The sequence below is a fragment of the Pyxidicoccus xibeiensis genome (assembly GCF_024198175.1).
In the GTDB taxonomy this organism is placed as follows: domain Bacteria; phylum Myxococcota; class Myxococcia; order Myxococcales; family Myxococcaceae; genus Myxococcus; species Myxococcus xibeiensis.
Window position 1 is genome coordinate 240,739 of the sequence record NZ_JAJVKV010000003.1, and the last position, 13,882, is coordinate 254,620.

Genomic DNA, 13,882 nt, shown 5'->3' on the forward strand with positions numbered 1-13,882 from the left:
TGACTCGCCGCTTCCAGCGAGGAGGCGGGGCCGCGAGGCGCCTGTGAATCCCTCCGCACTTCAAGCCCAGCTGTCCCTCACGCTCAAGCAGACGGACCTGCCGTCGCTCGGCCAGCACTATCGCGGGAAGGTCCGCGAGACGTACCGGCAGGGCGACAGGCTCATCCTGGTGACGACGGACCGGCTGTCCGCGTTCGACCACGTCTTGACGACCCTGCCCTTCAAGGGCGAGGTGCTCAACCGGCTGTCCGCCTTCTGGTTCGAGCGCACCAAGCACATCTGCCCCAACCACGTGGTGGACGTGCCGGACCCCAACGTCACCGTGGCGCGGGCCTGCCAGCCCTTCGCGGTGGAGGTGGTGGTCCGCGGCTACCTCACGGGCAGCCTGTGGCGCGACTACCAGAAGGGCACGCACACCGCCTACGGGCTGCCCTTCCCCGCCGGCCTGCGCAAGGACGAGGCCTTCCCCGAGCCCATCATCACCCCGTCCACCAAGGCCGAGTACGGCCAGCACGACGAGCCCATCTCGGAGAAGGAAATCCTCGCGCGAGGGCTGGCCAGTCCCCGCGACTGGGCCCGCATCACCGAGGCCGCGAAGGGGCTCTTCCGGGAGGGCCAGCGCCTGGCGCGGACGCGCGGCCTCATCCTGGTGGACACCAAGTACGAGTTCGGGAAGGTGGGCGACGAGCTGCTCGTCATCGACGAGATGCACACGCCCGACTCCAGCCGTTACTGGGTGGCGGACGAGTACGAGGAGCGCTTCGCCAGGGGCGAGGACCAGCGCATGCTGGACAAGGAGAACATCCGCCAGTGGCTCATCCGCGAGCGGAACTTCTCCGGCCAGGGCACCCCGCCCGTCATCCCCGACTCCGTCCGTGAGGACCTGGCCACCAAGTACCTGGCCGCCTACGAGCGGATTACCGGCGCGCCGCTGGCGCTGGAGCCGGGGGACGTGCACGCGCGCATCGAGCGCAACCTGCGGGCGAAGGGCTACCTGAAGTAGCGCTTCCGCGGGCGGACGGCCGGGGCTCGAGGGCTCCGGCCCGTCCTGACAGCCCCGGCCTACTGCTTCCGGCCGAACACGCGCTGGAAGACGTCGTCCATGTGGCGCGTGTGGTAGCCGGGGGAGAAGCAGTCGGAAATCTCCTCGGGCGTCATCATCTTCGCCAGGTCCGCGTCCGCGAGCAGGGCCTTCTTGAAGTCCACGCCCTCCTCGTAAAGCTTCATCGCGTTGCGCTGGACGATGACGTACGCGGCCTGCCGGTCCATGCCCTTGCGCGCCAGCTCCAGCAAGAGCCGCTGCGAGTTCACCACGCCGCCGAGCAGCTCCAGGTTCTTCTTCATCTGCTCCGGGTAGACGCGCAGGTCCTCCATCAGCCGCGCGAAGCGGATGAGCATGAAGTCCATGAGGATGGTGGCGTCCGGGCCGATGACGCGCTCCACGGAGGAGTGCGAGATGTCCCGCTCGTGCCACAGCGCCACGTCCTCCATGGCGCTCACCGCGTAGCCGCGCAGCAGCCGCGCCAGGCCGGTGAGGTTCTCCGACAGAATCGGGTTGCGCTTGTGCGGCATCGCGCTGGAGCCCTTCTGCCCTGCGGTGAAGGGCTCCTCCGCCTCGCGCACCTCGGTGCGCTGGAGGTGGCGAATCTCCACCGCGAACTTCTCGATGCTCGAGCCCAGCAGCGCCAGCGCGGTGAAGAACTCCGCGTGCCTGTCGCGCTGCACCACCTGGCTGGAGGCCGGCGCCGGCTTCAGCCCCAGCGTGCGGCACACGTGCTCCTCCACCGCCGGAGGCAGGTGCGCGAAGGTGCCCACCGCGCCGGAAATCTTGCCCACGGCGATGCTCTCGCGCGCGTGCAGCAGGCGCTCGCGGCCGCGGCGCAGCTCGTCGAACCAGATGGCCAGCTTGTGGCCGAACGTAATCGGCTCGGCGTGGATGCCGTGGCTGCGGCCCATCTGCAGCGTGTGCTTGTGCTCGAAGGCGCGCTTCTCCACCGCCGCCATCACCCGCTCCAGGTCCTTCAGGATGAGGTCGAGCGCATCGCGCAGGGTGAGCGCCAGGGACGTGTCCAGCACGTCCGAGGACGTCATGCCCAGGTGCAGCCAGCGCGCGCTGGGCCCCACCCGCTCCTCCATGAACGTGAGGAAGGCGATGACGTCGTGCTTGGTGGTGCGCTCGATTTCTTCAATCTTCGCGGCGTCCTGGGCCGTGAAGTCCCCGGCGCGCTGGCGGCAGTCCTGCAGCGCCTCGCGCGGGGCGAGCCCCGCTTCCACCATTCCCTCCAGCGCGGCGAGCTCCACGTCGCGCCAGCGGCGGTAGCGGGCCTCGTCGGACCAGAGGGAGGACATCTCCTGTCGGCTGTATCGAGGAATCACTCGTAGACCTTCACGGCAAAGTCCCGCCGCGCCGCCAGCCGGAGCAGCTCCAGCACGGCATCGGAGGACGGACCCAACTTCCTGGTGGCGGTGAGGTTGAGGGACAAGTCCATGCCCTCCGGCTGCGCCACCGCCAGCGCACCCGGGTCGACCTTCTCGTGGATGATGCGGTTGGCGAGCCGCCCCGCCTGCTGGCCGATGGCCGTGGGGCCAGGCGACAGCGCCAGCGTGGCGCCCTCCTTCACCTGGCTGGGCGTGAGCGCGACGAGCGGGAGCTTCCGCGCCGCCGCGAAGGCGATGAGCGACTGGACGACGGCGGCGTTGCCCACCGTCTTGTCCGCCACCATCAGCAGCGCGTCAATGCGGCCCGCCGCGCCCTCCAGCACCTTGTCCACCCGGGCCAGTGAGTCCACCTCCAGCGGGACGATGGTCAGCCCCCGGGGCGAGGCCGCCGCCTGCGCGCGCGCCAGCGTGCTCGCGGAGAAGCGCGGGTCATGGAGGATGCCCACGCGTTTCGCCCGGGGCGCCACCGCCAGCAGCGCCTCGACTTCCGGGCCCAGGTCGCTGGTGAGGGAGATGCCGGTGACGTTGGGGCCCTCCAGCCCGTACTTCTCGTAGTAGGGCACCATGGCGAAGAGGACGGGCACGTCCTCGCCCAGCGAGCGGCGCGCGGCGTTGGCCGCCAGCGGCCCCAGCGCCAGTACCAGGGCGGGCTTCTGCACCGCGAGCTTCTTGAAGGCGCGGGCGGCCGCGCCGGCGCTCTCGTCCAGCATGACCTCCTGCACCTCGGCGCGGGCCTCCGCGGCGAAGCCGGCGATGACGGAAGCGTAGGGGGCGAGGTTGGCGGACTTCACCGCCACCACGCGTGGACGGGCAGGCCCCTGCGCTCCCGCGGTCGACGGGAGCACCGCGACGAGGAGCGCGAGGGCCAGCCGCCTCATGGACGCACGCCCGAGCAGCAGCGGAAGCCCACCGAGTCCGAGCGCTCCGTGGGGGCGGCGTTCTTCCGGGCCGAGCAGCGCGACGTGTAGTCCGGCAGGTTGAACGCGCCGCCCTTCAGCGTGAAGTCCACCCGGGCCTTGTCGAAGTGGGTGGCCGTCCACTCCGCCGCGTTGCCGGACAGGTCCAGCACGCCGTAGCCGGACTTGCAGCGCTTGAAGTTCCCGGTGGGCGCCAGCATCCGGTCGTCGCCCGAAGCCGTCTCCGTGTTGCAGGTGTCGGCGTTGTACCCGTTGCCATACGGGAAGCGCGTGTTGCCCGGACCCTTGCATGCCTTCTCCCACTCCTCCTCCGTGCACAGCCGCTTCCCCGCGCCTTCGCACAGGGCCCGGGCCTCCTCCCAGCTCACCTTCACCTTCGGCTTCGCGCCGCCCTGGTTGGGGTACTCGTATTCATCCACGCAGAAGGAGGACACCTGCACGCTGGCGAGCGGGCGCTCGTCGATGAAGCTCATCGAGTCGTCCGCCGCCGTTCCCATCTTGAAGGCGCCACCACTCACCAGCCGCATCCCCGCGGGACAGCCTCCCACCGCCGCCACGACGGGCGCGCTGTCCCCGGCAGGCGGCGCGGCCACCTGCTCCTGTCGCGGGGGCACCTGCTTGCCGGGCTCCAGCGGCAGTGGCGCCACCTTGTACCGGGGGCGCAGGGCCCGCAGCAGCAGGTAGCCGCCGCCACCGCCCAGGGCCAGGCCTCCGAGGGTGAGGAGAATCAACCCCACGATGGAGCGGGCCTTCGACTTCGAGGCCCGCATGACGGGCTGCGTGGGCAGGGCGCCAATGCGCGGCGCCGAGCGGGCAGCGGACGTGGCCGGCGAGTCCGGACTCCGAGCCCCCGAGCGGGCCCCCGCTCCCGCGGACGCGGCGTCCAGCGCGCGAGGTCCGGAGCGGGCGCCGGACACGGCCGGTGAGGACTCCAGCGTGCGGGCACGGGCACCGGAGACCGCGGGCGACGCCTCCAGGGTCCTCGCGGTGGAGCGGGCGCCGGAGTCCGAGGGAGACAGCTCGGACGCTTCCCCGCGCGGCGCCGAGCGGGCGGGGGCCGAGGCTTCCACGCGAGGGGCACCGCGAGGCTGTGCGGGTGCCGCGAGAGACGGCTCCAAGGGCTCCACACGCGGCGCGCTACGAGGAAGCGTTGGGGCCGAAGAAGACGCCTCGGCCTCCGCGCGCGACGCGCCACGTGATGGCGAAGGAGACGCCTCGGCCTCGGTACGCGATGCGCCACGAGGTGGCCCCGAGGTCGAAGAAGACGCCTCGGACTCCGGGCGCTGCGCACCGCGAGGCTGCAGGGCGGCCACAGGCCCCGAGGGACGGGGCGATGGCACCAAGGCTACGGGCCCCGACGCCCGGGGTGTGCCCGGCGCCTTCGCCGGGGGCGGCGCGATGAATGGAAGGGCCTGCTCCGTCAGTCGCTGCGAAGGATGCCCCGCACCGGCCAGGGCGCCGGGGTTGCCGCCGATGATGGCGGCCAGCGTCGCCGCATCCAGGGGCTGCGTGGCATCCGGCGGAGGCGGCTCCTCTTCGGCAGGCGCGGGAGTGTTCGGCGCCGCCACCCCGGGCGACGCGCTCTGCACCGGGTGCAGGCCGGTGGGAATCGGCAGCATGCCGGTGGGGACCGGCGGGGGCGGCCTGGCGCTCTGGCGCGCGGCGGCGGCCGGTGAGCCCGCGGGCGGTGGCATCCCGCGCTGGCGCGTCACCACGGCGGGCGGGGAGCGGGCGAGGATGCTGCTGTACTCGGCGTGCAGCTCCCCCGCGGTCTTCGGCCGGGCCAGGGGATTGGGGTTGAGCGCGCGCCGGTAGAGCGCCTCGAACGAGGTGGGCAGGTCCGGGTGGTGCATCGTCAGCCCGGGCGTGACACCGTCCTCCGGAACGAGCCCCGTCACCATCTCGCCCATGATGACCGCGAGCGAGAACACGTCCATGCGCGTGTCCAGCTCGCCACCGCTGATGTACTCCGGAGCGATGTAGGCGTCCGCGCGGTGGCCCTTCTGGGCCTGGACGAAGGGCAGGTGCGGCACGGCCAGCCCCAGCCCGTAGTCCGTCACCTTCAGCAGGTCCGGCAGGACGATGACGTTCTCCGGCTTGAGGTCGGAGTGCGGCCCGAAGCGGTGCGCCGCATCCAGCGCGGCGGCCATCTGCCCCAGCAGCGGCTCCGCCTCCTTCAGCGAGAACAGCTGCCCGCGCTGGACGCGCTGCTCCAGCATCCGCCGCAGCGTCATCCCCTCCAGCAGCTGCATGGTGAAGAAGGGGCGGTCCCCGTCCACGCCCTCCTCGTACACGCGCAGCAGGTTCGGGTGGTTGAGCTTCTTGCCCGTGCGCAGGGAGAACGAGAACTGGGTGCGCTCCTCGGGCTGCTGCACCAGGCGCGGGTGCACGACCTTGAGGGCCAGCTCGACGTCGATTTCCTGGTCCTGGGCCTTGAAGACGAAGCCCATGGGGCCGGCGCCCACCACTTCCTGGATGGCGTAACGGCCCGCGACGACGTCTCCCGGCTTGTAGGGAGCGCCGTCCAGTCCCCGTCTCCGAGCGGGGCCGGCCGCCTGGCGCGCCGCCGCGTCGTACTTCAGCCCGCAGGTGGGACAGGTGTCGGTCGTAGGTGGGACGTGGCTGCCGCAGCGGTGGCAAAGCAAAGCAGTGGGACTCCAGGGGCCCGTCGGGGAGACCGCCAGGGGGGGCGGCCCGACCTCATATTCTGCACGCTCCCCTGTCAGCAAGGAACGACGAGCAGGGTCTCCGGCCTAGCGGCCGGTGGAGCCGAAGCCGTTGGCGCCCCGTGACGTCGCGTCCAGCACCTCCACCTCGTGCAGCGCCACCGACGTGACGGGCGCCACCACCAGCTGCGCCACGCGGTCACCCCGACGCAGGGTGAAGGGCTCGCTGGAGAGGTTGACGAGGATGACCTGCACCTCGCCCCGGTAGTCCGCGTCCACCGTCCCCGGCGCGTTGAGCAGGGTGACGCCATGCCGGAGCGCCAGCCCCGAGCGCGGCCGCACCTGTCCCTCGTAGCCGGGCGGCAGCGTCAGCGCGAGGCCCGTGGGCACCGCCAGGCGCTCCATCGGCCGCAGCACGAGCTCGCCCTCGATGTCGGCGCGCAAATCCAGGCCGGCGGCCAGCTCCGTCTCGTAGCGGGGCAGCGGCAGCGGGTCCGGCCAGGCGCGCACGCGACGCACCTTCACAGTCAGCGGAGGAGCCATGTGTGCATTCATGACACAGGGCCCCACCAAGTCCACTTCCCGCCCGCCGGCTCAGGGCGTCGAGTCCTTCGCCACGGAGGAGCGAAGGGCGGTGCGGAACTTCAGCGGGTCCATGGGCCGCGCGGCCAGCTCCAGCTGGTAGTGCAGGTGGGGCCCGGTGGAGCGGCCGGTGTTGCCCGAGCGCGCGACGAGCTGCCCGCGCTCCACCCGCTGCCCGACTTGTACGACCAGCTCCGAGTTGTGGCAGTACGCCGTCGTCACGCCCCGCCCATGGTCCAGCACGAGGACGCGGCCATTCACGGCGTCCTCGCTCGCGCGCCGCACCACGCCCTCGGCCACCGCCACCACCGCCGTCCCCGTGGGCACGCCCAGGTCCACGCCCGTGTGCATCTTCCGGGTGCCCAGCACGGGGTGGATGCGCTCGCCGAAGGGGCTCGTCACGCGCGCGCCCTCGTGGACCGGCCAGGCCAGGCCGAAGGCCGTGGACAGGGCCAGCGCCTGCGCCGCGCCCACGGACGAGCCCTCGAAGCCGGGAGGCAGCTGCTGGGCGAGCCGCTCCAGCGTGGGCGCCCCACCCTCCGCCCGCACCCGCTCCAGCGCGTAGCGCGCGGGCACCCGACCGGCGAACAGCGCCGCCAGCCGCGCCTCGTCCTCGGGGAAGTCCGCCGCCAGCGCGGCATGCAGCTTCCGCGCGGCGACGGGCCCCTCCGTCGAGTCCAGCAGCGCGGTGGAGGACACGCCCACCTCCGCGGCCAGCTCCAGCAGCGGCCGGCGCGCACGGAGCTCCAGGCCCTTGAAGGCCAGGTGCGTGCCCCAGGCCAGCGCCTCCGCGTCCGTGAGCGGCCGCGCCAGCGCGACTTCGGGGGCCACCAGCGGCTCCGACAGCGACGTGCCGCTCACCCCGTCGTAGTACGCCAGCAGCGGGCGCGCGCTGCTCTTCGTCCCCGTCACCCACGCCGTGCCCCGGCGCACCAGCGCGCCCGCGGGCGTGTGGTGGTACGCCGCCCACAGGCACAGCACGGCCATGCAGAAGTCCAGCAACCCCCGTGCGCGGCGTGGAAACATGGGGCCTCTCAGCGCAGGAAGGACAGCACGGGAGTCGCATCCACCAGGGCGGCCAGCGCCAGCGGCACCACCACCGCGCACCCCACCCACCCGCGCCGGAAGGCGCCCTTGCCACCGTCCACCTCACAGGCCGCGTCCGCGTGCTGCAGGTTGCGCAGCACCGCGCGCCACCCCAGCGTGGCCAGCACGCCCACCAGCGCGCCCAGCGCCAGCCCCCGCGCCGCCACGTCCGCCGCGCCGTCACCGAACAGCTCGCGCCAGGACAGGTACACCGTGCCCTGGATGAGCCGCGCCACCGCGCACGCGCCCGCCAGCACCACCGCCGCCGTGGCCAGCGGCCGCAGCCACCGCATGGGCGTGGGCCGCCGCAGGCACCGCGTCCACAGCACCTTCCACGAGGGCCGCGCCGGCTCCGTCCCCAGCGCCGCCTTCCACGCCTCCGCCGGACGGGCCTCGCGCGCCTCCCGGTAGCCCAGCGCGGGGAGCGCCAGCACCAGGTCCGCCGCCAGCTCCCACGCCAGCGCCAGCATGCGCGCCAGCCGGGTGCGCAGCTCCAGCGACAGCCACTCCACCATGGGCGCGGTGAGCTCGTAGCGCCCCACCAGCGAGTCGAAGGCCGCGTCCGCCCGGTCCACCACCGCCATCAGCCGGTCATCCAGCGTGTCCGCCGCCGCGTGGACGCCCACCGCCACCAGCGCCAGCAGCCCCAGCGGCATGAAGGCCCAGCGCAGGCCGCCGAGGAAGCGGGAGACGTCGGCGACGAAGCTCGAGGACGGCGGCGAGGCGGCAGGCGGGCGGGGCGGCACGGGGCCTCCGGAACGGGGCTCGCACCTCCAACGCACGACCCCCTTCCCCCGGTCTAAGTCATTCCCGCCAGAAACGAAAACGCCCCCCGCCGCACGGTGGCGACAGGGGGCACTTCGAACTTCAGCCCAGGGGGCCGGAGTCAGCCAGGACTAGGCCTTGGCGTCAGGCTGCGTGGCCGGGGCTGCCGGCTGCGCGGGGAGCCCGTCGCCGGTGGCGCCGCCCTGCTGCGAGGCCGCGCGCTCCGCCATCGCCTCCTTGCGGGACAGGCGGATCTTCCCGGTCTTGTCGATGCTGACCACCTTCACCAGCACCTCGTCGCCTTCGTTCAGCACGTCGGAGACGCTCTTGACGCGCTTGTCGGACAGCTCCGAGATGTGGATGAGGCCGTCGGTGCCCGGGAACAGCTCCACGAAGGCGCCGAACTCGGCGATCTTCCGCACCGTGCCCGTGTAGATCTTCCCGATCTCCGCCTCGCGGGTGAGCGCCTGAATCATGGCGATGGCGGCCTTCACCGCGTCGCCGTTGGCGCTGGCGATGTCCACGCGGCCGGTGTCCTCGATGTTAATCGCGGCGCCGGTGCGGGCGATGATGTCCTTGATGACCTTGCCGCCCGGCCCGATGACGTTCTTGATGAACTCGGGACGAATCTGGATGGTGGTGATGCGCGGCGCGTACTGGCTGATCTCCTTGCGGGGCTGGGCCAGCGTCTTGAGCATCTCGTTCAGGATGTGGATGCGGCCCTGACGCGCCTGCTCCAGCGCGCGGCTCATGATCTCCGTGGTGAGGCCGGTGATCTTGATGTCCATCTGGATGGACGTGATGCCCTTCGTGGTGCCGCACACCTTGAAGTCCATGTCGCCCAGGTGGTCCTCGTCACCGAGGATGTCCGAGAGGATGGCGACCTTCTCGCCCTCCTTCACCAGGCCCATGGCGATGCCGGCGACCGGAGACGTCAGGGGGACGCCCGCGTCCATCAGCGCCAGCGTGCCGCCGCAGACGGAGGCCATGGACGAGGAGCCGTTGGACTCCAGGATGTCCGACACCAGGCGGACCGTGTACGGGAAGCTCTCGCTCTTGGGCACCATGTTGCGCAGCGCCCGCTCCGCCAGCGCGCCGTGGCCGACTTCACGCCGGCCCGGGCCGCGCAGCGGCTTGGTCTCGTTCACGCTGAACGGCGGGAAGTTGTAGTGCAGCATGAAGCGCTTGAACGCCATGCCGCCCAGCATCTCCAGGCGCTGCTCGTCGTCGCTGGTGCCCAGCGTGGCCACCACGAGCGCCTGCGTCTCGCCGCGGGTGAACAGCGCGCTGCCGTGCGTGCGGGGCAGCACGCCGACCTCGGAGGTAATCGCGCGCACCACGTCGTGGCCACGGCCACCGATGCGGCCGCCGTTGACCGTCATCTCGCGCATGTGCTCGTACTTCAGGTCCTCCACCACCGACTTGGCGTGCTTCTCCACCAGCGGGGTGAAGCCGTCGCCGAGCTGCTCCTTGAGCTTCGCCAGCGTCTCCTTCTTGGCCTTGGAGAGCGCGTCGTAGCGGGCGCCCTTCTCCTTGATGCCGTAGCCCGCCTTGATGGAGTCCATGGCCAGCTCGCGCACCTTGGCGCGCAGGCCCTCGTCCACCGAGGCGGCCTTGTCGTACGCGCGGACCTGCTTCTTCAGCTCGCGCCGCAGCTCGTCCTGCAGGTCCAGCACGGGCTGCGCCGTCTTGAAGCCGAACTCGAGCGCGGCCACCATGTCCGCCTCGACCACCTCTTCCGCGCCGCCCTCGACCATGACGATGGCCTCACGGCTCACGGCCATGACCAGGTCCAGGTCGCTCTGCTCGCGCTGCTTCGCGGTGGGGTTGGCCACGAACTGTCCGCCCACGCGGCCCACGCGGATGCCGGCGAGGGGACCGTTGAACGGGATGTCCGACACCCACAGCGCCGCGGAGGCGCCGGTGATGCCGTGAATGTCGCCCTCGTTGTCCGGGTCCGAGGAGATGACGCTGGAGATGACCTGCGTCTCGTACGCGTAGCCTTCCGGGAACAGGGGACGCAGGGAGCGGTCCACCAGACGGCTGGCCAGCGTCTCCTTCTCCGTCAGCCGGCCCTCGCGCTTGAAGTAGCTGCCGGGGATGCGACCCGCCGAGTACAGCTTCTCCTGGTACTCCACCGTGAGGGGGAGGAAGTCGATGTCCTTCTTCTCCCGCGCGCTGACGGCCGTCACCAGCAGCATGGTGTCGCCATAGCGAACCACCACGGCGCCGTCGGCCTGCTTGGCCATGCGGCCCACTTCGATGCTCAGCTCGCTCTCACCAATCTTGACGCTCTTCTTCTGCATGTCCGTGCCTCTGGGTACTTCAGGGGCGAGGACCCCACCGCACGCACCCGGCCCGCAAAAGGGGCCAGGCACCCCGGGAGGGCCCTCGGGGTGTTTGAGCGGTCGCCAGGGCCTGGGACAGGCGCATGTCAGGCAACCGCATGCCTGTACTGCGGAGGGCGCTTGCGGAGCGCCGGAGGGATGTCTCGGAACTTTTGATCCCTGATCGCACCGGCTGACCGCTGTCAGCCGGTCCGAACGGAAACCAAAACCTCCGTCGGCACCACTCCCTTGCCCGCCATCACCCGCCGCGCTTCAACTGCTTCACGACGACGACTCTTCCTACCGCGTACGTCTTAAACGCGCGGGGCGCTGGTTGCCACCAGCGCCCCGGGTGCTGCTCAGGTGCCTACTTGCGGATGCCGAGGCCCTCGATGAGCTTCTTGTACCGGGTGACGTCCTTGGACTTGAGGTAGTCCAGCAGCCGGCGCCGCTGACCGACCAGCTTCAGCAGACCGCGCCGGGAGTGGTGGTCCTTCTTGTGGGTCTTGAAGTGCTCGGTGAGCATGTTGATGCGCTCGGACAGCAGCGCCACCTGCACCTCGGGGGAACCCGTGTCCGTCTCGTGCGTACGGAACTTGGAGACCAGCTCCGACTTGCGCTCCTGATGCAATGCCGACATTGAGGCTCTTCCTTCGCCCGCTCCGGGGTGACTGCTCGAAACCACCACGGTCCGCGGAGGGGTACAGACCGGGTTTCGTCCTACTAACGAGCGGGGGGCTTATAAGCTTCGCCCCCACAAGGGTCAACCTTCGCCGCCTGCCTGACGCCCCCTCGGGGGGCCGGACAGTGCGAAGACGTACAGCTTCAGGCCGGCGGACAGCCCCCCGCCGCCCCGGGCCAGCTCCTCGGCCGAGCGCTCGTCCATGGCGACGTGGAGGAAGGGGCCCGAGCCGCCCCGCTCCCCCAGCAGGTACTGCCGCGCCCGGGGGTAGAGCTTGAAGAGGGACTCCAGCACCTCGCCCACCCCGGCGCCGTCGGGCACGCCCAGGCTCACGAGGCGACGGCCCTCAAAGGCGCCGCGCAGCGCGGGGGCCACCACCACCGTGACTTCATGGGTTCCGGACACGGTGGGAGGCAGCTCCGCTCGCTAGACGAGCACCCGCAGGTAGCGCAGCCGGCCGGCCACGACTTCAGCCACCGCCAGCAGCGTGCCGTCCGGCCCCACCACGCGCACGCGGCCCGGAGGCCCCGCGGGGACCTCCACCGGCACGCCATGGGAGACCCGCTCGGCCTCCGCCGCGCCCACCCGCACCGCGGGCAGCTCCACCAGCGCGTCGGAGATGGGCACCAGCCTTCCGGCCAGCGTCCCCTCCCTCGCCAGGGCCGGCACGTCCGCCAGCGGCAGCGCCTGGGCCAGGCTGAACGCGCCGCTGTGGGTGCGCCGCAGGGCTTCCAGGTGGGCGCCACAGCCGAGCGCGCGCCCCAGCTCGTGGGCCAGCGTGCGCACGAAGAAGCCCTTGGAGCAGCGCACCGACAGCTGCAGCCGGTCCGCGGAGAAGTCCCGCAGCACCAGCTCGTATACCGTCACCTGGCGGGCAGCGCGCTCCACCTCCTCGCCGGCGCGGGCCAGCTCGTACAGGCGCTTGCCCGCCACCTTCACCGCCGAGTACATGGGCGGCACCTGCTCGAAGGAGCCCCGGAAGCGCGCCAGCGCGGCCTCCAGCAGCGCGGGCGTCAGCGGGGGCACCGGGGCCTGCGCCGTCACCTGCCCCTGCGCGTCCTGGGTGTCCGTCTCGGCCCCCAGGCGCACCGTGGCGTCGTAGGCCTTGTCGCCTTCCGTGATGAAGCCCGCCACCTTGGTGGCCTCGCCCAGGCAGAGCGGCAGCACGCCGGTGGCCATCGGGTCCAGCGTCCCCGTGTGGCCCACCTTCTTCAGCTTCAGCAGCGAACGCACCTGTCGCACCACGTCAAAAGACGTGGGGCCCGAGGGCTTGTCGATGACCAGGACGCCGTCCATGTCTCACGCCAATATTGTGGGCCCGGGGCTGGAACTACCAGCCTTCCTTGCTCCGGACCTCGCGGAGGAGACGGTCAATCTTGTCTCCCTCTCCCACGGACTCGTCGAAGGAGAAGAAGATCTCCGGCGACACGCGCAGGTTGACGGTGGACGTCACCTCCCGGCGCACGAAGCCCTTGGCGGCCTCCAGTCCCTTCTGCGTGTCCGCCCGCTCCTGCTCGGTGCCAATCATCGAATAGAAGACACGCGCCACGCGCAGGTCGGGGGAGACCTTCACGCCGGTGATGGTGATGTAGCCGATGCGCGGGTCCCTCAGCATGCCTCGGGCGAGCAGGTCGCCGATGGCCGCCTGGATTTCCTGCCCCACGCGCTCCGGTCGGGAATGCGTCGTCATTTCTTCTCCCAGTCTCGCGGGTTGCGCAGGGTGCGGGCCCGGGCCCGCGCCTCGTCCATCGTCATCCGTCCACCGCCCGACGGAGACGGGCGGCCCGTGCTGACGCCGCCATCATTGTCGCCTTCATGCCGGCGCTCCCAGTCACCCAGCCCCTCCGCCTCCGCCAGCGACGCCTTCTCACCCCTCAGGAAGCGGGCAATGGCGGCCTCGCTCTGCGCCGCCGCGTCCTCGGGTGAGGCGTCCTCGTCATCGTCGGAGTCATCGTCCTCGTCGTCGCGGCCCCGCGCGGCGGCCGGGCCCCGGGAAGGCGGGCGGCCCTGCCCCCCGGAGAAGAGCTGGTCGCCGAAGCCGAGGATCTCCGTCTCCCGCGCCATCAGCGGGGCGATGTACATCTCCTCGACGAAGTGGATGATCTTCTCCATCTGCTCGTCCACGTGGCGGCGGTCATTGCCCACCACGGCGAGTGCAACCGCGGCCTTCTGCCAGAGATCCTGGTCATCGACCTCGGCCACGGCCACGTTGAACCGTGCCTTCACCCGGTCCGTCACCCGGCGGAGCACCTGCCGCTTGGACTTGAGCGAGCCGCTGTCCGGAATCTGGAGGGTGAGGCGTGCGACACCAACGAACATAGAAGTCCCCCAGCCTCCGGCGGCCGCGCCAGCAAGGGCGGCCACCGGGGCATCAGCACCCTGGGAAGATGGGGTCTTCCCAGGGTTTCAGGGAGGGCA

General features: G+C 71.4%; 13 protein-coding genes. 1 reads left to right on the forward strand and 12 read right to left on the reverse strand.

What is annotated here, in order from left to right:
• The first annotated feature begins 43 nt into the window (after positions 1-43).
• Entirely contained in the window at positions 44-1,003 is a 960-nt protein-coding gene (locus LXT23_RS13650) for a phosphoribosylaminoimidazolesuccinocarboxamide synthase (RefSeq protein WP_253980607.1), read from the forward strand.
• 59 nt (positions 1,004-1,062) lie between these two features.
• Here LXT23_RS13650 and purB read toward each other — a convergent pair whose 3' ends face one another.
• The 12 genes from purB to LXT23_RS13710 form a co-directional block, all read right to left on the reverse strand.
• Positions 1,063-2,376 carry an adenylosuccinate lyase gene (gene purB, locus LXT23_RS13655; RefSeq protein WP_253980608.1) on the reverse strand — a complete coding sequence of 438 codons (1,314 nt, stop codon included), beginning with the start codon at positions 2,374-2,376 and terminating at the stop codon, positions 1,063-1,065.
• Positions 2,373-3,317, reverse strand: a complete 945-nt coding sequence (locus LXT23_RS13660; protein ID WP_253980609.1) for an ABC transporter substrate-binding protein — start codon at positions 3,315-3,317, stop codon at positions 2,373-2,375. Before LXT23_RS13660 ends, purB begins: the two co-directional genes overlap by 4 nt.
• On the reverse strand, positions 3,314-6,001 hold the full coding sequence (locus tag LXT23_RS13665; RefSeq protein WP_253980610.1) for an SUMF1/EgtB/PvdO family nonheme iron enzyme: 2,688 nt from the start codon (positions 5,999-6,001) through the stop codon (positions 3,314-3,316). The genes LXT23_RS13660 and LXT23_RS13665 overlap by 4 nt, the downstream gene beginning before the upstream one ends.
• Before the next feature lie 108 nt (positions 6,002-6,109).
• Positions 6,110-6,565, reverse strand: a complete 456-nt coding sequence (gene dut / locus LXT23_RS13670) for a dUTP diphosphatase (RefSeq protein ID WP_253980611.1) — start codon at positions 6,563-6,565, stop codon at positions 6,110-6,112.
• Between the two features lie 51 nt (positions 6,566-6,616).
• Positions 6,617-7,630: a M23 family metallopeptidase gene (locus LXT23_RS13675; protein WP_253980612.1), complete on the reverse strand. Its 1,014-nt coding sequence runs from the start codon at positions 7,628-7,630 to the stop codon at positions 6,617-6,619.
• Positions 7,631-7,638: 8 nt separating this feature from the next.
• The gene (locus tag LXT23_RS13680; RefSeq protein WP_253980613.1) at positions 7,639-8,436 is read right to left on the reverse strand and encodes a hypothetical protein; all 798 of its coding nucleotides are present in this window, start codon (positions 8,434-8,436) and stop codon (positions 7,639-7,641) included.
• A gap of 150 nt (positions 8,437-8,586) precedes the next feature.
• A complete protein-coding gene (pnp, locus tag LXT23_RS13685) occupies positions 8,587-10,761 on the reverse strand; it encodes a polyribonucleotide nucleotidyltransferase (protein WP_253980614.1) in 2,175 nt (724 codons plus the stop codon).
• 388 nt (positions 10,762-11,149) lie between these two features.
• Complete coding sequence (gene rpsO / locus LXT23_RS13690; protein ID WP_223755689.1) at positions 11,150-11,422, reverse strand: 30S ribosomal protein S15; 273 nt, start codon at positions 11,420-11,422, stop codon at positions 11,150-11,152.
• A gap of 123 nt (positions 11,423-11,545) precedes the next feature.
• Positions 11,546-11,869 carry a hypothetical protein gene (locus LXT23_RS13695; protein WP_253980615.1) on the reverse strand — a complete coding sequence of 108 codons (324 nt, stop codon included), beginning with the start codon at positions 11,867-11,869 and terminating at the stop codon, positions 11,546-11,548.
• Between the two features lie 21 nt (positions 11,870-11,890).
• Positions 11,891-12,760, reverse strand: coding sequence for a tRNA pseudouridine(55) synthase TruB (truB, locus tag LXT23_RS13700; RefSeq protein ID WP_253980616.1), 870 nt, complete (start codon positions 12,758-12,760; stop codon positions 11,891-11,893).
• Positions 12,761-12,794: 34 nt separating this feature from the next.
• Positions 12,795-13,154, reverse strand: coding sequence for a 30S ribosome-binding factor RbfA (gene rbfA / locus LXT23_RS13705; RefSeq protein WP_253980617.1), 360 nt, complete (start codon positions 13,152-13,154; stop codon positions 12,795-12,797).
• On the reverse strand, positions 13,151-13,783 hold the full coding sequence (locus LXT23_RS13710; RefSeq protein WP_253980618.1) for a DUF503 domain-containing protein: 633 nt from the start codon (positions 13,781-13,783) through the stop codon (positions 13,151-13,153). Before LXT23_RS13710 ends, rbfA begins: the two co-directional genes overlap by 4 nt.
• Positions 13,784-13,882: the final 99 nt, after the last annotated feature.